General features: G+C 34.0%; 24 protein-coding genes and 1 pseudogene. 4 read left to right on the forward strand and 21 right to left on the reverse strand.

The window, feature by feature from the left end; translation table 11 throughout:
* Positions 1-24 precede the first annotated feature (24 nt).
* From BCR23_RS09760 to BCR23_RS09770, 3 genes are all read right to left on the reverse strand, one after another.
* Positions 25-1,518 carry a C47 family peptidase gene (locus tag BCR23_RS09760; protein WP_141706731.1) on the reverse strand — a complete coding sequence of 498 codons (1,494 nt, stop codon included), beginning with the start codon at positions 1,516-1,518 and terminating at the stop codon, positions 25-27.
* A gap of 48 nt (positions 1,519-1,566) precedes the next feature.
* Positions 1,567-2,151, reverse strand: coding sequence for a hypothetical protein (locus BCR23_RS09765; protein WP_240482547.1), 585 nt, complete (start codon positions 2,149-2,151; stop codon positions 1,567-1,569).
* Between the two features lie 672 nt (positions 2,152-2,823).
* Positions 2,824-3,525, reverse strand: a complete 702-nt coding sequence (locus BCR23_RS09770; RefSeq protein ID WP_069635316.1) for a hypothetical protein — start codon at positions 3,523-3,525, stop codon at positions 2,824-2,826.
* 1,086 nt (positions 3,526-4,611) lie between these two features.
* On the opposite strand from BCR23_RS09770, the gene BCR23_RS09775 reads away from it, so the two are divergent.
* Positions 4,612-4,848 carry a hypothetical protein gene (locus tag BCR23_RS09775; RefSeq protein WP_069635317.1) on the forward strand — a complete coding sequence of 79 codons (237 nt, stop codon included), beginning with the start codon at positions 4,612-4,614 and terminating at the stop codon, positions 4,846-4,848.
* A 145-nt stretch (positions 4,849-4,993) separates the two neighbouring features.
* Here BCR23_RS09775 and BCR23_RS09780 read toward each other — a convergent pair whose 3' ends face one another.
* The 8 genes from BCR23_RS09780 to BCR23_RS09815 all read right to left on the reverse strand — a co-directional run bounded on the left by BCR23_RS09780 (position 4,994) and on the right by BCR23_RS09815 (position 11,785).
* Positions 4,994-5,278 (reverse strand): type II toxin-antitoxin system PemK/MazF family toxin, encoded by a 285-nt coding sequence (locus tag BCR23_RS09780; protein WP_167352168.1) that lies wholly within the window; start codon positions 5,276-5,278, stop codon positions 4,994-4,996.
* Positions 5,241-5,546, reverse strand: coding sequence for an AbrB/MazE/SpoVT family DNA-binding domain-containing protein (locus BCR23_RS09785; RefSeq protein WP_069635318.1), 306 nt, complete (start codon positions 5,544-5,546; stop codon positions 5,241-5,243). The genes BCR23_RS09780 and BCR23_RS09785 overlap by 38 nt, the downstream gene beginning before the upstream one ends.
* 63 nt (positions 5,547-5,609) lie before the next feature.
* Complete coding sequence (locus BCR23_RS09790; RefSeq protein WP_069635319.1) at positions 5,610-6,143, reverse strand: DNA-3-methyladenine glycosylase I; 534 nt, start codon at positions 6,141-6,143, stop codon at positions 5,610-5,612.
* A gap of 120 nt (positions 6,144-6,263) precedes the next feature.
* Positions 6,264-7,187: a transketolase family protein gene (locus BCR23_RS09795; RefSeq protein WP_083241936.1), complete on the reverse strand. Its 924-nt coding sequence runs from the start codon at positions 7,185-7,187 to the stop codon at positions 6,264-6,266.
* Positions 7,187-8,017 (reverse strand): transketolase, encoded by an 831-nt coding sequence (locus BCR23_RS09800; RefSeq protein ID WP_069635321.1) that lies wholly within the window; start codon positions 8,015-8,017, stop codon positions 7,187-7,189. The genes BCR23_RS09795 and BCR23_RS09800 overlap by 1 nt, the downstream gene beginning before the upstream one ends.
* Positions 8,017-9,384, reverse strand: a complete 1,368-nt coding sequence (locus BCR23_RS09805; RefSeq protein ID WP_069635322.1) for a PTS ascorbate transporter subunit IIC — start codon at positions 9,382-9,384, stop codon at positions 8,017-8,019. The genes BCR23_RS09800 and BCR23_RS09805 overlap by 1 nt, the downstream gene beginning before the upstream one ends.
* 71 nt (positions 9,385-9,455) lie before the next feature.
* Positions 9,456-9,737 (reverse strand): PTS sugar transporter subunit IIB, encoded by a 282-nt coding sequence (locus tag BCR23_RS09810; protein ID WP_069635323.1) that lies wholly within the window; start codon positions 9,735-9,737, stop codon positions 9,456-9,458.
* Entirely contained in the window at positions 9,734-11,785 is a 2,052-nt protein-coding gene (locus BCR23_RS09815) for a BglG family transcription antiterminator (RefSeq protein ID WP_069635324.1), read from the reverse strand. Before BCR23_RS09815 ends, BCR23_RS09810 begins: the two co-directional genes overlap by 4 nt.
* A gap of 554 nt (positions 11,786-12,339) precedes the next feature.
* Between BCR23_RS09815 and BCR23_RS09820 the strand changes: the two genes are divergently transcribed.
* From BCR23_RS09820 to BCR23_RS09830, 3 genes are all read left to right on the forward strand, one after another.
* A complete protein-coding gene (locus BCR23_RS09820) occupies positions 12,340-12,969 on the forward strand; it encodes a CPBP family intramembrane glutamic endopeptidase (RefSeq protein ID WP_069635325.1) in 630 nt (209 codons plus the stop codon).
* A 273-nt stretch (positions 12,970-13,242) separates the two neighbouring features.
* Positions 13,243-13,842, forward strand: coding sequence for a LemA family protein (locus tag BCR23_RS09825; protein ID WP_069635326.1), 600 nt, complete (start codon positions 13,243-13,245; stop codon positions 13,840-13,842).
* A gap of 5 nt (positions 13,843-13,847) precedes the next feature.
* Positions 13,848-14,657 (forward strand): TPM domain-containing protein, encoded by an 810-nt coding sequence (locus BCR23_RS09830; RefSeq protein ID WP_069635327.1) that lies wholly within the window; start codon positions 13,848-13,850, stop codon positions 14,655-14,657.
* Between the two features lie 51 nt (positions 14,658-14,708).
* Here BCR23_RS09830 and BCR23_RS09835 read toward each other — a convergent pair whose 3' ends face one another.
* The 10 genes and pseudogenes from BCR23_RS09835 to BCR23_RS09885 all read right to left on the reverse strand — a co-directional run bounded on the left by BCR23_RS09835 (position 14,709) and on the right by BCR23_RS09885 (position 22,576).
* Positions 14,709-15,467, reverse strand: coding sequence for an ABC transporter permease (locus BCR23_RS09835; protein ID WP_069635328.1), 759 nt, complete (start codon positions 15,465-15,467; stop codon positions 14,709-14,711).
* The gene (locus BCR23_RS09840; protein ID WP_083241952.1) at positions 15,464-16,048 is read right to left on the reverse strand and encodes an ABC transporter ATP-binding protein; all 585 of its coding nucleotides are present in this window, start codon (positions 16,046-16,048) and stop codon (positions 15,464-15,466) included. Before BCR23_RS09840 ends, BCR23_RS09835 begins: the two co-directional genes overlap by 4 nt.
* Positions 16,049-16,293: 245 nt before the next feature.
* Positions 16,294-16,950 carry a hypothetical protein gene (locus BCR23_RS09845; protein ID WP_069635330.1) on the reverse strand — a complete coding sequence of 219 codons (657 nt, stop codon included), beginning with the start codon at positions 16,948-16,950 and terminating at the stop codon, positions 16,294-16,296.
* Between the two features lie 68 nt (positions 16,951-17,018).
* Positions 17,019-17,438, reverse strand: a complete 420-nt coding sequence (locus tag BCR23_RS09850; RefSeq protein WP_069635331.1) for a hypothetical protein — start codon at positions 17,436-17,438, stop codon at positions 17,019-17,021.
* A gap of 55 nt (positions 17,439-17,493) precedes the next feature.
* A complete protein-coding gene (locus BCR23_RS09855) occupies positions 17,494-17,913 on the reverse strand; it encodes a PH domain-containing protein (protein WP_069635332.1) in 420 nt (139 codons plus the stop codon).
* 369 nt (positions 17,914-18,282) lie between these two features.
* On the reverse strand, positions 18,283-18,534 hold the full coding sequence (locus BCR23_RS09860) for a hypothetical protein (RefSeq protein ID WP_069635333.1): 252 nt from the start codon (positions 18,532-18,534) through the stop codon (positions 18,283-18,285).
* A 799-nt stretch (positions 18,535-19,333) separates the two neighbouring features.
* The gene (locus BCR23_RS09865; protein ID WP_069635334.1) at positions 19,334-19,927 is read right to left on the reverse strand and encodes a hypothetical protein; all 594 of its coding nucleotides are present in this window, start codon (positions 19,925-19,927) and stop codon (positions 19,334-19,336) included.
* Between the two features lie 468 nt (positions 19,928-20,395).
* Entirely contained in the window at positions 20,396-20,518 is a 123-nt protein-coding gene (locus BCR23_RS09875; protein WP_069635336.1) for a putative holin-like toxin, read from the reverse strand.
* A 218-nt stretch (positions 20,519-20,736) separates the two neighbouring features.
* Positions 20,737-21,336 (reverse strand): annotated as a pseudogene (locus BCR23_RS09880) (tyrosine-type recombinase/integrase).
* Positions 21,337-21,733: 397 nt separating this feature from the next.
* Positions 21,734-22,576, reverse strand: coding sequence for a hypothetical protein (locus tag BCR23_RS09885; RefSeq protein ID WP_069635337.1), 843 nt, complete (start codon positions 22,574-22,576; stop codon positions 21,734-21,736).
* Positions 22,577-22,648 lie beyond the last annotated feature (72 nt).

The following is a 22,648-nucleotide window of genomic DNA, read 5'->3' on the forward strand; positions in this document are numbered from 1 at the left end:
AGAATCGTTCTGCTCGTTTTTTTATTATTGAGAAAGATCTTGTTCTAAAATCCATCTGTTTAACCCATTTAAATAATAAGCCAATTTTGAATTAGATTGTCTCACTGGTTTAACTTGTATTGCCGAGTATCTTTTATTCCTTAAAGAAGAATCAAGAAATTCTCCCGTTTGAGCATGTGTAGCTTTGGATAACAATAATACATTTTTATTCAATAAAGGAGTCGCATACTGTTTTACATCTTGTTCTAGTACCCATTTGTTTAAACCATCAAGATAATAAGCTAATTTTGAATTGGATTGTTTAACTTCTTTCACATCTTTAATACTATACTCTTTGTTTCTTAAGTTTGTAGGAATATTTTCTCCTGTTTGGTATTGAGATGCAAATGATTGTAAAGTAACAACTGTACCAATTTTATCTTGGTACTTTCCTCTTCTAAAATTATATAACGTTCGATACCACTCGTATTTTGTTTGTCCTAGTGTCATATATTTCGAATTACTCGACACAATAAAGGTATCTTCCCACCATGGATTCCAATAAAAATAATAAGGAAGATACGAAGTTATATCTCCATTTTTGGGCGCAGTATAGCCCATAAGAACTATAGAATGACCATACGTAGTACTCGAATTTAAATCAGTAATAACTGGCGCATTATTCGCAATCTCATTTTTTATCATCGAGAACGGGAGTTTGTTCCCCTCGAACTTAATCGAATAGTTATAGGCTTTATTTACATAGTTAGTAATATCATTTAGGCTTTGTTTAGTAACCCAATTTATATCCATGAGCTGTGATTCAGTTGCTCTAGGATATGATTTATGAATAATATCGCTAGCAGACGTAACTTGTTTTCCAACTTGATAATTAATAACTGAAGCCATAGTAAACTCTTGGCACCAAGGTTGGTCTGTTTGAGTTTCATATACTGGCCAAGGCAGTATGTTCGTTTCAAATTCTACTGAAGCTCTCTCCATCCGTAAATTAGGCTGCGCAGTTGGTTCAGTTATATCAATATTAATAGATATTTGCGAATCTGAAGAGACATCTGGAACATCTATATCATTAGTAGTTAGCAGTGGCTGTTGCGTTCCTTGATACTCATAAAAAATATTTTGATTAAGTCCATCTAATGTGATTGCTTGATTGCCATCAAATGGAATCATCAAACTTAATTCTTCGAGTTTCTTTGCTAACGCCTTTGATAAAATAAAACTATCTGGATTTTTACTATCTGAAGAATCAATTTGTAAAAGATAAGCTATTTGCTTGTTTTCTTTCGCTATAATTGGATAATTATAGGTCGTACTTTCAGGATAACTAATTGTAAAAGGTTGACCTAGATAGTAGTCTGTACTCCTTCCATTATCTGCCAGCATCATTTTATTTAGATAGTCTTGCCAATTTTGCGTAGCTAGTACAGTCGTTTCATTTGGAACATCTGTTGATTTCACGTACAAAGAAGCCGCATCTACTTTAGTTACTCCTACATTCAACATAAAACCAACAGTCAAAAACAATCCAAGCCCAAAACACTTTACATTTTCCGTCTGTATTCCTCCCTATTTGTTAAACCCATATAATGTGGAGACCCACTTAAAGGTAATATTTGCAGAAGGGTCTGTTTGACTTTCTTTAAGTAATAATGGTATTGAACTCTCACCACCACTATATATAGCACCATTTCCATGGTTCACACTTTGATACATGTACACAACTTGAGGAGGTCTACCAGGAAAAGTAATTTTTTGATAACCGTATATGATTATTGACGTTTCTTGTTCTATCCAATAATCACCATTTGCTGATAAATATGCAATAACTGGTCTCCGATTTGACAGTTCTTCCTTTAATAAAGACAGGTTCAACTGATCAGCACTAATTTTCGTTTTATAGCCTTGATTGTTCAAAAATTTATTTGACTGTTCCAAATTAGCGGTTACAGATTTTAATTGTGCATCGCTATATTTTGGATAAACATATTTAAGTAACTGATTTATTTGTCTATTAGTTGATCCTTCAACAAAATTTAATACATTAACCACTGATAAAGGGGTCGGCTGCATAGTAAAAACTGGTTTGAAAGGTTTATTATATTCTGGTATTACAGCTGTCTCTACTTCTGGTGGAACAAAATCAGCATGCACATTTCCACCACGAATAACAAATAAACAACAAATTATAAAAAATGAGTTTAATATAAATAACTTGCTTAGACACTTCTGAATTTTCATTTCCTTGACTCCCTTTTTATAAAATAAAAGCATAGAAATTTCCTCAATGCTAAAGTAAACACACTAAAGGTTCTATGCTTTTATTTAAATTTTTCCCCTATGATCGATTAATTTATTATAATGCAGATATAAATTAGTTTTATTTCTTCCATCAAACAATACTACTGATAATGTTATAAACTTTAGAAATCAAACTATTTTTATGGTATATATAGTAAGAATATTAGAGCAACTAAAAAGAAACAGTCCCAATAACTTTATTCAATTTCATAATTTTTTAGAGTAAACATCATAAGCAGATTGGAACAAGGGAAATACTGATATAAGCTGCGCTTCTGGAGTCAGTCCTATTGCACCTGAAACAGTCAACTCTACCAATGCTGTATTAAGAAGTAGAACTATTTGCGATATCTTTTTATCAAACGATAGAAGCATACTAATATAAGAAAAATTGCAGCTACTAGAGTTTGAGTTGCATGATTAATATATAAATATGAGTATAGGACAAATATAGCAATACTAAAAAAAAATAATGTTAACCAGTTATTCATTGGATTCATAATTTTTTATCCCACCCTATACTTTTTAGTTTGCATAAACAGAAAAATGTGGTACCCAATTGTTTGTATCAACTTGGATTCCTTTTTTGTCTTGTTCTTTTTCTATAAGTGCAGTTATTGCATTTAACACTAGCGTGTCGTATCCTACTCCTAGAGCAGGTATAATTCCAAAAACTGCAGCGGGCGAACACGCCAATACTCCTGCGGCTGCAATCTGTAATCCAATAGAATCAGAAAATAGCCTTTTTAAATCGATTGTTCCATTATGCCCAAAAGATTGAAACTTCAATCCCCACCAATGAGAAGTTAATCTATATGGCATTTCAGGTTTCGCTTGACGTGTTAAAGGAATATTTTTTTCAATTCCATTATCGACTGTTGTATGATAATTTCCCTCTGCTAATTTAGCATTCATTTTTTCAATATTTTTTAAAATATACTCAAAATATTTTGCACCTGAAAATTCTGTATTCGTTTCCGAACTGACTTGACATTCATTTTGAATTAAAAATGATTCAATCTCAGCTGGATCATTAAGAATATAACGACTTCCATCAAAACTAATTTCACTATCCACAAAGCTCTTAATTTTTTCAAAAGTATTTGTTGAGCTACTTACTTCAGAAACTTCCGTAGTCTGGGACTGTTCGTCTGCAAAGACTACTGATGGTGCTACAAAACCTACTGTAATTATGGTACACAATACTAAACTTAACATTTTCTTCAATTTAAATAACCTCCATCCGTTCAATTAGTAAACGCTTCATAAAACCTAACATAACATTAATTATATTCTATGTAAATATTAATTAACAAAAAATGCTAATAAGCATAATATATTTTCGAATATGTATTTTTAATCATGTAATTTATTGTATCCAATTTTATTAGGCGATTAGGACAGAATGTCCTATTCCCAATGTTTATTCTAGTTTTCTAGCACAGATATAACTTAAAGCGTTATACCCTTATCACGCTTTTTTTGTGATTGATACCCCAAAAAAAAGATGCTGGCAATTCATAGCCGACACTAATTCCCAGTGAAATAGCACTAGCAGCTTTCACCATATAAATCATTGATTTACTGAAATTCGATGTAATTGGGGAATTCTAACAATTTATTCCCTTGTTCGTATTGACCATTCATGTTAAGTTCTTTATACTTATTGATATAGGATAGTAACGAAAAAAAGCTTTACGAACTAACTAGAAAAAGTTCATAAAGCTACATCATATATAAATAACCATTGGCACCTCAAGTATCTGGCGGGAACCTCATACTTGAAGTCCTTGTAAAGTCAGCAATATCTGCCAATACAAGTCGCCAATAGTCGCTAGCACTGCAACTAGCTTCTTTCATTGTACAAAAATCAAGTGTATTTGACCGCTTCTTTTTTGTCGTGTTTTATTTGATGAGAAGTGAAATAGTAAGGTTAGTTCATACTATTGATGAACAGGTATTGGGATATTTTCCCGGTATCTTTTTTTGTTTCTATCCTATTATGTAACAACGACCTGATAGAAAATAAAAAACGGCACCTCACATTTTGGCGGGAACCAAAATCATGAGGCCCTGTAAAGACAGCAATACCTGCCAATACAAGTTGCCGATAGCCAATACCGAAGTACTAGCTTGTTTTATTGTACCCAATTTCAGTGTGGATTTCTACCTTATGTGAGAAATTCTTTTGAATTGTGTCGACAAGTTTGTTGTGGTTGTGTCTATTGAAAACGATGAGGCGCGGGTCTGATCGTTTTTTGTTTGCTTATCTAGTTGGGCTTCAGACTAAATTTAAGCTAGGAGAATGTAGACATGGGAAAATCACAGGAATCAAAAACAATTGCTTATCAGGATATTTTGAAGGCAAAATCTTATTTACTTGAGTTGAAAGAATGGCATGAAGCACTTCATTTTATGACTCACTTTCTTGAAGGGAAAGTAAGAAGAAATCCGCAAGAAATGAACGCTTGTGCTGAAATGTTTGAAGTAGTTTATCAAAATTTTGACGTCTTGTTGTTTGATATTGGGGAAATTTTGAATACTGAATAGTCCCTAGAAAATAAAAAACAACTTGTGTACGTCGTATATAACCTACACAAGTTGTTTTTCGTTCTTAATAGTGTCCTTAGAAAAACTGTTGAACAACTTTTTTCAGTCTATCCAGTGACTTTTCACTTATCCGTGATATAGCTGATTAGTTGATTCTAACATTAGAATCGATACTTCTTAAATGCTGTAATAAAATCGTTCCATTTATTTTCTCACCATCGGGTAAATCGATAAACAATGATGACTCTCTGTATTTAGTATTTTCCTGATACTTCGGAGAACTGCTAATAGGGGCCACAATGAGTGTATTTAGCAAGTCGTTGTATTGGTTATTGCTAACAACTGCATAAGGTCTTTTCTTGCTTGTTTCCACACCTTTTGTTGGATTTAGATCAACAAAGACAATATCTCCTTGTCGTAATTTTTTCATTCTGAAATACCCCGTCACCAACCTCTTCGCCCCAATCGAATTCTGTTTCTTCATCTTTACCATATTTCTTTTGTTGTTGAGCAACTAATTGCCAGATATTTTCTGTTTCTTCATTTTTTCTCACAAGGATATCCCCGTTATCTTGAACCTCGAAAGCTAATTCATCATGGGAATGAATGTCTAGGCGCTGACGAATTGGTTTTGGTATTGTCACTTGGTTCTTTATTATCATTTTAGCAACAATAGCCGTCTGCTTTTTCGTTTTCATCAGACATCCCCCTCTTTATCTTTAACCAAATATAAGGACAATACTTTTTTACACGTTACAAAACTATTTTAATTCAAGATTCAACACTTCATCTTGAATCATCCCACTGGCTTTCATAAACATATAAGTGACCACTGGACCAACAAAGGTAAAACCATGTTTTTTCATATCTTTCGCCACCTGTTTAGATAACGGCGTGACATTTGGCACTTCATACGATTCTTCATAGACATTCAAACGTGGAACACCACCAACAAAATCCCACATATACTCAGCGAAACTTCCGTATTCTTGTTGCACGGCTAAAATCGCTTGTGCATTTTGGATGGTTGCGTTGATTTTTCTTGGATTACGGATCATTTCAGGATCTTCCATGATTTTCTCCACATCATCTGGCATCATCCCAGCAACTTTTTGGATCTCCATATTATGGAAGTTTCTTAAAAAAGCATCTAACTTACCAGCAGCTGCTTTCCAACTTAAGCCTGCTTGAAAAGTTCCTACAGTTAGTAAAATAAAAAGTAAACGATCATCATGTGTGGGTTTGCCCCATTGGTTGTGGTACCAGTCGAATTTTGACGGCTGCTTTTCTTTCATCTTTTTCTCCTATAAATAGTTATTTCTTTTATAATAGCACAAAAGAAATAACGGGATGCGTTCGCTATTTCTCAACTTAAAAAAGAGTTTGGAAGACCTCCAAACTCTACATCTGTTTACCTAATTTAACAACTCTACCATCGCCTTTGAAATATCAACAGCTTTTAATCCATAAACTTCTTTTAAATACTCCATTTTACCAACTTGACCGAATTGTTCTTTGACACCGATTCGCTTCATTTTCACAGGATGATTTTCAGCTACTATTTCCGCTACAGAACTACCCAATCCACCGATTACATTATGGTTTTCTGCGGTTACAATTGGTCCTAGTTTAGCCGCTTCGATTACGATGTCTTCATTCATTGGTTTAATTCTAAACAGATCAATTACCTGAACAGAGATTCCTTGTTTCTCTAAGCCTTCTGCTGCTTGAAGGGCTTCTTCTACCATAATTCCACTGGCAAAAATCGTGCCTTCCGTGCCATATTTCAACTTGTGGTAACCTTTGGAAAAGTCTTCATTTCCACTATAAAGCGGCTTAGCTTGCTTACGAATCGTCCGAATATAGAATAACCCTTGTGCTGTATGGGCATATTCTAAAACAGCTTTAAACTGATAGGGATCTGACACTTCATATATATTATTCTTTGGAATAACCCGCATCAAGGCAATATCTTCAAATGGCATATGCGTCCCACCATTCATTTCAGCTGTAACACCTGGGTCAGTTCCCACAATTACCGCATGATTTTGAGCGTAACCAAGCGAAAGAAAGACTTGATCAAAGGAACGCCTCGTTGCAAATGGCGCAAAGGTATGGATAAATGGGACAAAACCAGTGACAGCCAAACCAGCAGCTGCTCCCATTTCTTCTGCTTCCATGATCCCTACATTGATATAACGTTTACCTAGCTGCTCTTTTAATTTACTAGTCCCCATTGAACTGGCTAGATCTGCTTCTAAAGCTAAGACATTCGGATCTTTTTCTGCTAATTCTAGGATTATTTTTGTATAGACTTGCCGCATCTCTAAGTCTTTCATTATTGATTCACCTCGATCTTTTCAGCTAATACTTCAATGGCTTCCTTGATAGCTTTCTTACCATGTTCATCTGGACGGATATGATGATTATCTAGCAAATCTTCAAAGTAAGGAACCCCTTGTCCTTTTACTGTATCTAAAACAATAGCTGTTGGTTTACCTATCATTTGTTTGGCTTGAACCAAAGCCTTCTCAATCGCCTCAACATCTCCACCATTCACACGCCAACTATTAAACCCAAAAGCTTGCATTTTTTCGACAAAATCAAACGGATCGCAAATATCTGTTGTATAACCATCTAATTGTTTCTTGTTATCATCAATCAATACAATCAAGTGATCCAACTTCTGATGTGCCGCAAACTGAAAGGCTTCCCAACATTGTCCTTCATTTAATTCGCCATCCCCCACGATCGCATACGTATAATTCTCTTTTCCTAACAACTGATTGCCTTTCGCAATCCCTGTAGCAGCCGAAATCCCTTGACCTAGAGACCCCGTTGTCATATCTACTCCAGGCGTTTTCATTCGGTCTGGATGTGAAGGGAGATTCGTTCCATTTTGATTTAGGCTATAAAGAAATGCTTCATCAAAATACCCTTTTAAAAACAATGTAGCATACAGCGCAGGCCCAGCATGTCCTTTTGATAAGACAAAATAATCACGGTCTGGATCGTCTTTTCTTTCTGGTGAACTATTCAACACCTTGCCATACAATACAGCGAGCGTTTCAACAATCGACAAGCTACCACCAAAATGCCCAAATCCTAAATTATCTAACTCTTTCATCGTATAATAACGAATCTGATCGGCAAATTTCTGTATTTCCATTATGCAGCCTCCTTCGTTTCAGAAGTTTTCTTCTTACCGAAAATAGTTAATCCAATCAATAATGCCAATACCGCTAAAACACCTAGAATCACTGACATTTGACCGCCCATATCTGCTAATTTACCAAGGAAAATCCCTGTCACCCCATAATCTGTATCGGAGAAAGTCGATCCTTGGAACCCTAAATCCCCCATAACTGGCATCAATAAAATCGGCATAAAGCTGATGATCACACCATGAATGAACGACCCTACCACAGCCCCTCGAACGCCACCCGTTGCATTGCCGAAAACGCCAGCCGTCGCCCCACAGAAGAAATGAGGTACCACACCTGGAATAATCACAGTCGTACCTGTTGCGATCATGATAAACAAACTAACAATTCCACCTGCAAAACTAGTTAAAAAGCCAATCAACACAGCATTTGGCGCATAAGGAAAAACGATTGGACAATCCAGCGCTGGAATTGAATTAGGCACTAATTTTTCAGAAATCCCTTTAAACGCTGGCACAATTTCAGCTAAAATCAAACGAACACCTGCTAAGATCACAAAAACGCCTGCAGCGAACATTCCTGCTTGTTGTAACGCATAGATAATATAATTTGTCCCATTACTAAGGTTCTTAGAAATAAACTCATTTCCTGCAAATAACGCCACGATTGTATACACAATTCCCATCGTTAACGTAATACTAACCGTCGAATCCCGTAAAAATGACAAGCCTTTCGGAAAATTAATATCTTCCGTTGATTTTTCTTTATTTCCCACATATTTTCCGATAAATCCACTAAGAGCGTAGCCAAAATTTCCAGTATGTCCTAAAGCCACAGAATCATTTTTCGTTATTTGTTTGGTAAATGGTTGTGCAATAGCCGGGAAAATTGTATTTGCTAAGCCTAAGGCTAAACCGCCAACTAAGACTAACGGCACAGCACTCATCTTTGTCACACTCATGATTACCGCAATCATACACGCCATATAAAGTGTGGCATGACCTGTTAAGTAAATATATTTAAATTTCGTAATGCGTGCAATCAGAATATTAAATGCCATTCCTGCTAACATAATAAGTGCTGTATACGTTCCATATTTCGTCAAAGCCAATGCAACGATTGCTTCATTATTCGGTACTACACCTTGCATATTAAAAGCATGTTGGAACATTTCTCCAAAGGGTGCCAGTGATCCCTCGATTACACCAGCTCCTGCTGTCACCACTAAAAACCCAACAAAGGTTTTGATTCCCCCACGTACAACATCTGAAATCGGCTTTTTTTGTAACCCTAATCCAAGAACTGCGATCAGTGCAACCAAAATCGCCGGAGTACTCGCAATATCGATCAATATATTTAAAACACCATTCATGTTTTTCTCCTACTTTCTTTTTAAAAGTTAAACAAGCTAGATTATTTCAAAAATTTAATGAATTCATTGTTCTATAGCAATCCTTCTTTTACACAAACCGCTCTCACTTTTTCTCTCAACTCATCCATATCGATAATGCTGTCTAAAACCACAACATTTCCTAAATGTTGCGCACTATCCGCCAAATCACCACCAACAAAAAACACATCTGCCAAATCCGGTGTTGCACTGCCCATATCGTAATGGGCTACCTCAATTCCTGTTACCCCCAATTCATTCAACACACTATTGATATTCATTTCCACCATAAAGCTAGACCCTAATCCAGATCCACAAACTGCTGCCATTTTCATAATGATTCTCCTTCCATTAATAACTGAATAATTGTTTCTTGGTCTTTTGCTGCTAATAGTTTTTCTAAATTCTCTTTGTTGGATAAGATTTTCGTTAAACTTGCCAACGCTTTTAAATGCATCTCATTATCCACCGCTGCTAAACAGATAAAAATTGTAATATCATGCTTAGGATCATCTAAAAGTAAAACAGGTTCTTCTACTTTTAAAAGGGACATCCCTAGTTCCTTGACTCCATCTTCTGGTCTGGCGTGAGGCAGTGCGATTCCCTTGCCAATGTGAATAAAGGCGCCATAATCTTTGACCTTTTGGATCATTGCTTCAATATAAGGTTCAGTGATTTTCCTTTGTTGTTTTAAAGGTTGGGCCGCATAAGTAATTGCTTCTTCCCAATTTAATTTTTCATCCGTCAACTGGATCATATCCGTCGTTAGTAACTCAGATAACATTGGCTTACCATCTTCTTTCTCTTTTAATTTGTTGATCATTTTCCGATTTAAAATGCGGTAGATTTTTTCTTTCGTAACATCCTTTTTCAGCTCAATATAAGGTAGTAAGGTGTCGATAATTTCATCTATAGAAGGGACAACAATACCTGGGATTAACAAATCTTCTTGAACTTTTCGAATTAACCCATTCTTTTCCAATTGCGACATGATTGGATTAACGAGATATGTTTTCTTGTGTGTGTTTAACGAAACGCTAGAGAAAATCACATCATAGTCAGATTCTGAGATACTTTCCAATTGATCCACAGTCGTCGTCAAACTAAAATCGATCGTTGGAAATAATTCCTTTAATTCCGACTGCATGATCAATGACGAACTGATGCCGCTTGGACATAAGACTAACGCTTTATATCGGACCACTCGATTTAATTCTCGCTGATTACCAATCTCACCACCGAATAAAATCGTGAAAAAGCCAATTTCTTCATCAGGAATTGATTTATCTACTAATATTTCTAAAGGATGTAGTGCTTTTTTCGTTAAGGTGAACATTTCGCCATACTGTTCCTTGATTTCTCCAATCAGCACATTAGATAACGAAAAATGATAATTGATCCTAAAAAAAGCTGGCACCAAATGATAAAAAAGATCCAATAACAATTTCCGATAAGATTTAAACTCAATCGCAGCCAATCGTTCCATTTCATGAATAATTTGACTGGCACATTCTAACAAAAATTCTAACGCTGTATCCCTGATTTCTCCTTGCGTGATTGTCATAAAAATCAGCGTAAAATATAATTGCTCATTTTCAAGATCTAAGATTTCCGGAAATTCAGCTAAAAACATCTGACTTCCATAAAAAGCATTCAACTCTTTTAAAGCAATGTCTGTTTGATAATCCAGTCTAAAAGAATATCTTTTAGCTCGCCACAAGATGTATGCCATAAAATAAATTGTCTCTTCGATTCGACTTGGAACGATCACTAATTCACTTGATTTGATCGCTTTAAAAAAATAAGAGCGAACGCTAGCTTCAAACGTTTTTGAATACTTTCTTAACCCTTTTTTTAATCCCCATTTTCCTGAAACTGATAGAACTGTTTTAGCAATCATCTGATGTGCCTGAATTCGAATTTGCTCTTCACACCCAGACAAGTAAAAACCATCCTTACGAGAATAATCCAATGTAATTCGCTTCTTTGACAATTCTTGGCGTAATTTTTTGATATCAGCTAAAATTGTATTTTTACTGACTTGCAGAAAATCCTGATAATGATAGACAGATAAATCTTCCTCAGAAATCATTGTTAACAAATAAAGCAAGGCTTGTCTTTCATGTTCTGAATAATAGATTTCCGTTTCCTTCTTGCCAAATTGAATCTCTAGCCATTTATCAGCTAATTGTTTTGAAAAGTAGATTTTATCCTGTTCCCAATAAATTTGTTGATAAGAGAATTTCATTAACCATTCGTTTATCATCCCAAGCTGATCAATAATCCTATCTGAATTCAGCCCTGTAATCTCTTTGATTTCTTGAATTGAGTAACCCACTTCTGCTGGCAGGTCGATAAAATAGCTCATTCGATCATCAATCATTTTGTTCCTCCTGTACTCAATATATAATGTAAACGCTACAAAAAAAAGAAACATTGGGTCTAATCTAGTTTTGTTTTTTCAAAATGATTGGACTCAATTAGAAAATAACAAAATAGCTATGGAAGTCAATTAATTACTGACTCCATAACTATTTTGCTATTCCTATCTAAAAATGCTATTTTAAAAGGATCAATTTTTAGTTTTATCATCTTTTCTATAATCAATAACTTTTGATTCTTTGTTCTTAAAAATTCCCTTCGCTCTTTTCATAACTTACCTTTTAACATCAAATGAATCAACTGCTTTTTCAGTAATTGTTATTCATCCCCGTACTCAATAAAATCAGTTATGCAATGATTTCTCTTCTAGCCTAAGAAAAAAATTGACCCATATGAATCATATTTTTTTGCTTACTACTTAAAATTCTTTATAATCAGACTAAGTAAATCTGTTAGATTTCAACGTGTTAAAAACACCTCACAGTCTTTTGCTGAGGTTAAACAATACTGCTGTAATATCTAGCTCTTTCTGCTTTTAAACTAGGAGGTATTTTTATGTCAGAGAAAAAACAAGGATTTTCTTTAGCTTTCGGAATTATTTTGGTTGGTATTCTTTATCAGCTATTACCAATTCTCTTTACCGTAACCCCTGTGTTAGATTTCTTTTCTATATTCTTTAATGCTGTTTTAGCAGGAAGCCTTTCCTACCTTATATTAAAAAATGAATTCATCGATTGGTTCAAACATTTTAGTTTTAAATGGATTCTGATTGGTATTCCTACTCTCTTTCTTACTTCTTTACTCTTTGGAAATTTGTGGCAACTGATTGCTGGAACGCCGCCATCAGCGAATTCTGTAAACGATAGCTTAACTTGGAGTTATGTTGTGACGCATATACCGATTATGATTTTAGGAGAGGAATTATTAAGCATTCCTTTACTTTATAGCACTTGGAAAAAATGGAATTGGAAATTTTGGCAAGCATCTTTATTCTGTTCAATACTATTTGCAGTGTGGCATCTTACAGCTTATGATTTCAATTTACTTCAAATTTTGGTAACAATCATTCCCAGTCGCTTAGTGTTAAATTATTTATTTAAAAAGAGTCATTCGATTTGGGTGACTTGGCTCGTTCACGTAGCTTTTGATACACTCAGCTTTTTACCAATTCTATTACTTCGCTAAAAATAAAAGACATGTTCGAGGACAAATTCAGACTTATTTTCGTTTTGATTTGTTCTCTTTTCATTTCTTCTAGACCTTGGATAAGTTTCTTCCTTTGGCTTATATCGTAAAAGTCCTTATAATTAAGAAACAAGAGATATTTACCCTACTTTACATCTTATTTTATAAAAAATAGGTCTTAAGATGGATGCCTAGATATTTCATAAGCATTACAATATCATTACAGTTACTTTAAGAAACCCATTGAGGTTTTATATTTAGGAGGAGAAAGTTATGAAAAAAAATACAACAAAAGTTGGTTTGATTGCTTTGATCGTCATTGTTTTATTCGGCGTATTTGGAGTCAGTCAATACAACGGATTAGCGAAGAAAGAACAGTCCGTTGAATCCCAATGGAGTCAAGTTGAAAACGTAATGCAACGTAGAGCGGATTTAATTCCAAACTTAGTTAATACAGTTAAAGGTAGTATGCAACAGGAACAAAAGGTCTTTGGTGATATTGCCAAAGCTCGTGAAGCATACGGTTCTGCCAATAATGATTCAGAAAAAATCAAAGCTAGCCAAGAATTAGATCAATCAGTTGGTACATTAATCAACGTTATCAACGAAAATTATCCAGATCTGAAATCAAGTAATAATGTACAAACGTTGATGACTCAATTAGAAGGTACTGAAAACCGCATTTCTGTTGAACGTAAACGTTACAATGAAGTTGTAAAAGAATACAATGAACAGGTGGTTTCATTCCCTAAAAATATCTTTGCAAATATGATGGGATTAGGTAAAAAGGACTACTTTAAAGCTGATCCAACGGCTACTACTGTTCCTTCTGTGAATTTTGATAATTCAACTAATTCATCTGGCGGGAAGTGATTACAATGAAAATGTTTAGACGAGGGTTATTAGCTAGTAGTTTATTTTTCCTTGTCGCCTTTTTCATCGGCTTCCATACAACAGTATTTGCTGAGCAGTTACCCGCAGCTCCCGATCATTTTTATTTAGATCAACCAGGCATTCTTGATGAGACGACTAAACAGTTAGTTGATAAAAAAGGGGAGATCTATAAAGGGAAACCAGAAGCTCCACAAGTTGTTTTAGGTGTAATTGATTCAACAGACGGTGACAGTGTCGACAGTTATGCTCCCGACCTTTTTAAACAATGGAAGATTGGAAATCAAAAAGAAAATAACGGTGTTTTGATTCTATACGCAGTAAATGACGGTGAACGAAATGTTCGGATCGAAGTTGGTTACGGCTTGGAAGATGTCATCACTGATAGTATTGCAGGTAATATTTTGCAACAAGCGAAAGACGACTTGAAATCAAGTAATGAAGGTTCAATCAATAACGGTCTACAATACACATTTAATGCAGTCACCACCTTGATTGATAAACATTACGACTACCCAGCAGATAAAAACGCTTTGTCAGATAATGAATTGGAAGATGTTTCTTCTGGAGGTAGTTCAGGCGTTGAAGATATCTTTGGCATCTTCGTTGTGATTTTCGTTGTTCTTCCTTTTATACTATTTAGAGGGGGCGGTCGTGGTGGCCGCGGCAGTGGCCCTTGGTATTGGGGAGGCGGCGGTTTTGGCGGTGGCTCTTCAAGAGGGGGCGGCGGCTTCGGTGGAGGCGGTGGTTTCTCTGGAGGCGGCGGCTCTTCCGGAGGAGGCGGCGCTAGTATTTAAAAAAACGATTGGATTTTTCTCTAGAAGAGAAGTCCAATCGTTTTTTCTTATTTATATAATCAATTGTTTCTGCTCATTATAATAACTTTTATAAGCAAGATATGTCGCAAGTACTGAACCAATACTCGTAGCAGACAATAACATGAAAGTCACCATAATTTGATACTTAATCGCATGTACTGGATCAACTCCAGCGAAAATCAGCCCTGACATCATTCCAGGTAAACTTACAATCCCCACTGTTTTAGCAGAGTCAATTGTTGGCGCCATTCCTGTTCGGATACTTGCTCTAACAATTGACCTTGAGGCTAACTTGATATCAGCACCTAATGCCAATTTTTCAAGAACAGCCTGTCTTTGATCGTGAAATAAACTATCCATGTTTCGATAACACAATCCAATCGCTACCATGGAATTACTAGCGATCATCCCGCTGATAGGGATGATTTGGGAAGGAATAAACCGAATCGCTCCCGAGAGAACTAACACACCAATCGTCACACCTGTACTACAAGCAATTGCAATGAAAGAAATCAAAAAGCCGTTTTTTAAATGATTATTGCGCTTTTTAGCATTTAACGCAGCATTAACAACAATAATTCCAGCAATTACAACTGTCAAAATTTTATTATCGACTTGAAAGATATACTTCAGTAAATAACCAACTAAAATCAATTGAATAATAGCACGGCACACGCTAATAATAATATCTTTGGTAAAGCCTAACTTTTCTTTATAACTAATTCCTAATGCAACAACAACAAGCATTCCAGCAAATAATAGCGAAAGATCGTTCACCGCTAAGTTCATTTTTCTTCCTCCAATCGACCTGCCACAATCCTTTTAACAATTGTAGATTGAGCGATTTCTTCTGTATCATGGGTCACACGAATCAATGTAACATTTTTTTCCTGATTCAATTGCAACAGCCACTGATTGACGATTTGTTTACTTTCTTCATCTAAACCAGCTGTCACTTCGTCTAAAAGTAATACTTCTGGCAGGAATATCACATTGCGAATCAAGGCAATACGCTGTTTTTCTCCACCTGACAATTCGGTGATTTTTTTATTGAGATATCTTTCAGGTAGTTTTACTTCTTTTAGTAATTCTAGTACGTGACTTTCTTGAAAGTCCTTTTTGCGTACTTCATATGGGAACATGAAATTATCGCGTACTGTTTCACCAAATAAAGATGGTTGTTGAAAGCAGTATGATACTTGCATACGGTAATTTTCAGGTCTTAATCCTGCAATATCTTGGTCATTAAAAAGAATTTTGCCTGTTGTTGGTGTTAGTAAAGAAGCCAACAACTTAAGTACCGTACTTTTCCCACTGCCTGAAGGTCCGGTGATGGTGGTGTGACTGCCTTTTTCAAAAGATATTGTCATATCGGTTATGATTGATTGTTCGTTATGTTTAAAAGATACAGATTCGGTTTTTAACAAGATTTTACTCAGTCCTTTAACTATTTTTTGGGGAAGTGTTTTTTCAGCTAATAATAAATAATAGCTGAAAATGTTTTGATTATACTCTCTATTATATACTAGTCTTTTCTTTTTCTATCGTTTTTTGGGAAGCTGAGTATTTTCATCTGATATTTCTTGAGTTAGTTAGTTACTTGTTTATTATTTAATCAATGCGAATACTCAGATGGATCATTTACCGAAAATAGTGGACGTTGTTCTTCATAGTTCACAAAATAAGTATCCTTAAACTTTTGAGCAAATATTTTTTCATCTAGATATTGAACAACTTTTGTTTCAGTATTGAATAAGATATATGTTTCTTTTTCTTTATTCTTGAAGTAACCAAACCAGAATTGTCTCTTTCTCCAATTATCAGAGGAATACAATTTGATAACCGCTTTCTCTTTCTCTGATTCATCTTTTAAAACAACATTCATCATCTCTTCAGTAACTTGGAAATCTGTTTCATCAAAAACATTATCTATTTTTTCAAACATCTCTTCTATCTTTTCGTGCTTTTCTCCATTTAGTTCGCGATCTTTTCTAAAATTGGCTAAGGCAAACTGATAATTATCCAAATAGAAAAAGCAAACTCCTCGCTTATAATAAATATCATTATCTTCTTTTTTAGTTTTCTTACTTAATATGTTTAACGCTTTACCATATTCTTCTTGTTGCACCAATTCTTCAAATTCATTATCCACAGATTGACTTTTTGTACTTGATTCTTCAGCTTGCTGTTGGGTTTCTTGTTTAGTACCAGTGCCACAGCCAGAAAAAAGTAGCAGACAGCTTACGCCTAGAATCAAATTAGGTTTTATCATTTTCATTCCTCCTCTCAATTGTATGAGGATTTAATTTCTATCTTTTTTTGGAAATTTTTAGTTTTGGATTACCGCAAATTGACTGGTTCAATAATTGATATTTTTTTTACGTCATTCAATATCTTTAATGGTACTCTGCCGCTACTCCTACCTCCTAGTTTTTCCCATGAACTAGCTGAAATAAATATCTTTACAAGCTTATCGTGTGGCACTATCATCCAATTTTCCAATGGCTTCCTATCATTTATTGGGAAAGCCATATAGATATCTTTACCAAAGTATTTTCGTTCCACTGAAACTCTTCCTTTTAACTGAATTTTTAAAACATGGTTTGTTTTGCAATGAACCGCAATAAAATCTGCACCTTGATCATCTACTGGTAACCAAGAACACATATATCCATAATCTACTAAGACTGAAGAAAGCTTTAAAAAATTTCTATGTTCCTTAAATCTAGGTGACATTTCAGTAAAATTTAGTTTTTCCACTACAACACCTCTTTAATAGTCAGTCTGTATAACTATCGATTCTTTTTTGGAATTCTTATTGTATAAAAAAATTCTTTTCTTTTAGATACTGCAGATTGGTCATTTGCCACTTAGAGGTCAAGACTACTTGAGGTGTCTTGATTATTACTTTAGCATCATTGTACTTAAAAATAATTTTTGTTTGTATTAGTCCTTTTTTGTATTTAAAATCAATAATATCTTTATGATCCAGATAAGAAATATTCTCTGTAAAATTTCCTGACAAACTTAACCCTACAAGAATAATTTGTTCTTCTGTAAAGAACACAAGTAAGTTTTTCATATCCGCTACAGCTACAGCTCCCGCCTGAAATACCATGTACTTCCAGAACTTTGGCTCAACATAGCCAAAAATAAAATTTTTCTCCTCGATAGATTCTATATTCGTTCTTTTAAAAAACTCCCTAATATTGTCTAACTTCCTAGCTTCGTTCATTCTTTTTCCTCCTATTGAATGCACTTTTCCTTTTTTTGAGTGCATATTTAACAATTTCAAAATATAATTTGAGCTTTACTGATTCTTTTTGGAAATAAGACTATCAAATGCACTCCAATAACTCTGTACTGCTTTTTCAGCTTCAGATATAGAAGAAAAGTTAGTAAGTGTTAAATAATTATCTCCATTATAGTTTTAGACCATTCGATTTCTATATTTCTCTAACTCTTTTTCTGATTGAAGTTGCCTATACAAATTGATCAAATTAGCATCAACTATTTATAACAACTAATTTGGAGCAACTATTTCTGTATTTTTAGCAGGATAGTTCATTTCTTGAATTTTACCGTAACATCTTATCTCCTTCTTTTAATCTTTTTCAGTAAATTTATACTTATACCACGTGTATACTACGATCATTATGATTGACAAAGAAATAGTTACAAACAATCCTGCAAATCCATATATCATAAAAAGTAACGGATAAACTCCAAGTCCATTTTCGGTTGAGTCTAAATTGGGGAATAGTTGAAAAGCAATTAGAAAAGCAGACGTTGGAACAATGAGTATAAATAAATTGATCGCTAATAAAACTTGGCTTACAACAAAGATTTTCTTCATCTGTTAACCTTTCTGATCGATTTTGGAAATCAAGTCTTCTTTTAGTATAGTTAACTTTGATTTAACAACTCCAATTTTTTCATATGCTGAATAATCAAAATATTGGCTACCATACTTTTCAGCAAATTCTTTATCACTTAAATTTAAAACCTCTTCTATTCTTTTAGTAATTTCTTTACTTTTAACAACTATTTAATCCTTATAGTTATGAACATATTTACTTCTATTCCTTTTTATGAGACACTAAAAATAGTAACAAGGAGGTGATAAATAATGAAAATTTTGCTTATAATATGTATTACAGTAGCAATATGCGCTGCCTTATACTCAACAAGAAAGAACGCTAAAAAGTAACATTGGTCTTTTTGTCTTAAATGCCAAACAACATAGTTATATTGTTTTCATCCTCTATCATTTTTGGCATAATATCTTAATTTCTTTTCTAACTCATGCCTAGCATTAGAAAACTGACTTGTTGTGTCTTCAAATTCGCTTCTTATCCCTAGAGTTTGTGCGGTAGGGGAGAGTCTCCCAAAGAACCCATACAACCAAATATTTGAGTTTTTGCTATTACTTATTTTGCTTTTTCTTGATCGTTTAAATCTGAATCTAAAATTTCTAAAGCTATCTCAAACATCTTTGCAAAACCAGTATAATTTAATTTTTTTGATAAATATTTGAGTTCTAATAGCGGTAATCAAAAATCTCTTAGCGATTGTTTTAATTGCTCCCTTTTAATTTTCAAAAACATAAACAATCTCACAAATATTTCACTCCGTTCAATCCTTTTTGAGAACCTCTATTCTTCTATTTCAATAGCATAACTTACCCACGATCCATTACCTAAATATCTTGCAGCGTACCATGAACCATCATCATTTTGAGTTGGGTCACAAAATATTCTTGAAGGAGCATCTAGAACTAAATGCAACGCTGCAAGTATTTCAAAAAGATAGTACAAAGTTCCATAATACGGTATAGATTTTATAAACTCATGTCTCAAACTCTGATAAGCGTTATTCCATGAAAATTGATTATTGCCAGATTTAGATACATTACTAAACATTTTATTTACTCTTTCTTCATTCCTTTTAAACGAATAAAATGATTTTTTTTGGAATTGAAAAAGTTTCCAGTGTACATACGTAAACTTTTTCTCTAACCCCAATTCTTCAATTAGTCGATCGTCATCATATTTTAAGCGTTCTTGTGTATCTTTTTTATCTTTGTATTGATATTTTAAAGCAGACTCCAATAAACTTGCTGACCGCAATACTAAATCTGCTATTTTAGGAGAGTACACGTGTTTTTGTTCCTCACTAAATGTAATTGAATAAGATAGTTCCATCACTTCAGCCTCTAATGCATTATAAATCTGTTCATACTCTTCCATCTAATTCCTCCTAATTAATCCTTTTTGGGAAACTAGACTACTTTTTTCTAGCCTATAAAATAAATATGAATATAAAGGAAAGAACATTAAAAATGAAAGTACTCCCATTATAAAAGAGAGAAGATCATCAACATTTTCCAATAGTATCTTTTTTATTAAAAGTGCTGTTATAAATGTAGCAACATTTATTGTTATCTTAATTTTATACGAACTTTCATTATATAATTTGTCAGTGACCCTATAATAGTTCAACAACTTTTTCATTGTACTCTCCTTTCTGATCCTTTTTTGTACTTAAACCTGAAAATCTTCGTGTTAAACTACAATTTTTTAGTGTTTTGTAGTATAATAAAACAGAAAAGAGAGAGATGCGCTAACATACCTCTCTTATGTAGAACCGTTTAAGACGGTAGCATTGGTTAATTAATCATTAGAAATGATCGCTAACTTGCCAAAGTTAATGAGCGGTCATTTCTTTTTGTCGTTTTTTTGCAAGTCCACAATCAATTTAATCAAAGCAATGGTAAACATACCAAAACTTAGAATCAATTGAATTGCTTCTAATGCGGACAAAAGGCTTTCTCCTTTCATAGATTTCAGCACTTATTCTCATAAGCACCACACCCCTTCGGAAGTTGCCACCGTCATAACTTTTCTGCATTGATTAGTATATCATACATGAGATTTTCAAATTCATTTTTTTCTGAAGGATAATTGCCTAGCTTTGTCTTTCAAAATCATCTTAGAATTGCTCTGTCAGTATCGTAGTTTTGTGATATTTTGATTTTCTTGTAACTTTTGGACCATTTTTATAAATCTAAGCTGATTACTACAGTAACTTTGTCTTCCTGAGTAATCCCAATATAACGCAAGGTTTCACGCTGTGAAGAAGGAGTAAGTAATTCCTGAATAATCTCGATTGACGTTCCGTTTTTGTATAGAAAGTAAACAAACGTTTTTCGCATCGAATGGCTGACAATAGTTTTTAAGCCCATACTCATGGCCGCATTACTCAAAATCTCCCACAAGGTTTGTCGTTTCATTGGTTCATTTTCTCCTTTTTGACTTGGAAACAAGTAATAATCAAAATCTCGATTGGCTACTTCATAGGAAAATAATTCATTGCAGTATTCCATACCCAACTTTCTAAGCTTATTCGAAATAATAATCGAATTATGCATACCCGTCTTTTGCTCTTTCATTTCCAATCGATATTTGGCAATCACTCGATCACGAGAGATCGTTAAGACGTCCGATAATTTTAACCGGCGCAGATGTGAAATCCGATAGGCCGTATTTATTCCAATCGAAAACAGCAACTCGTTTCGTTGACCCATTTTTCAAGAGGATAAAATAGCTTTCATCGTATCGATCTGTTTTTTGTCACGAATTGGTTCAACAATTTTCAAAAAAATCCCTTTTTTTCTAAATCTGACTTAACACCATTAAAGCATGGTTTAAGTCAGATTTATTCTTATCCAAGTTTTCATATTTTCTAGTTTTCTGATTTTCGACAGCCTAATTTCTTTATTTTCAATATTAAAGTTTTGATAGTCATTTGAAAAAAATCAGTGATTATTTTCAAATTAATAAAAAGACCTAGAGGAAACTCCCTCTAGGATTCATGACAATCGTTTTAATTCTTTGTTTTTTTCATCGACATTAGTTGGCAAAGAACCTTTTTAGCAATGCTGATTTTTTGAGTTTTTAAACTTTGGGATCTTCATTTAAACATAGGTTCTCTGAAATGATTCTTAGCTACATATGTTTGCCTACTAGTAAAACAATTTTTTGCCGATAAAACTTTTAATCAATCCAGTTTATTGGAATTTTAGTATCTCCTGAAAAATGGTAGTTTTCACCTACAGAAGTATCCCAAGTTAACAATAAAAATTCAGTATCATTGTCTATATTTTCCCACCTCAAAAGACTATCTTTTTCTGTAAATGTCACTTCTTCGTCATCTCCGTAATATTTTACTACACTATCTTTAAACTGCGATGATTTTATGACTGGGCTATACATTTCATAAGTTTTTGTTCCCTTTTTTAACGTAATTGTTTGTAAAAGTCCTGCAGTATCGATTTTTATTCTCTTCAAATTAGTCAATTCTGATAGGTCTGACAAATCATATAGTGCTAACATGTCCATTTTCTCAGGCCAACTTTCTCTATCAGACACTCCCCGACTACCTATCGTAAGCTTTTCTAAATTCTCTAAATTTCTAAGATCTTTCAGATTAGTGTTATTACCATACGTAACAAGAATTTCCTTAAGTTTACGAGAATTTTTTATAGGAGTAAAATCTTGTAATTCATCTATAAATTCGCCCATTAAACGTTCTAAGTTTTCTGCATGCTCCAAACCATTTAGATAAGGTTCTACCCAATCAGAACCAACATATGTAACCTTGTCCATATATTCCAAAGGAATCACGCCGTATCTATTATAAACATATTCAAGATCCTTAGCTAGATTGCTCTCGCCATCCTCACTCAATTTAGTTTTAATACCTTCGAATAAATTACTTCGCACATCTATTGAGGGCACTTGAATAAAACCATTCCCCCCCGTTGCTTTCGCTACCAAAGGAAAAACTAACGTTCCTAACATTAATGTCCCAACAATTGTAATTAATTTTTTTTTCATAATTTTATCCTCCCCTACAAAAGATTATATCAATATGTTTGAAAGCGTTCAACATATAATTGTATTTTGGAT

The sequence above is a fragment of the Enterococcus quebecensis genome (genome assembly GCF_001730365.1).
Classification (GTDB): domain Bacteria; phylum Bacillota; class Bacilli; order Lactobacillales; family Enterococcaceae; genus Enterococcus_L; species Enterococcus_L quebecensis.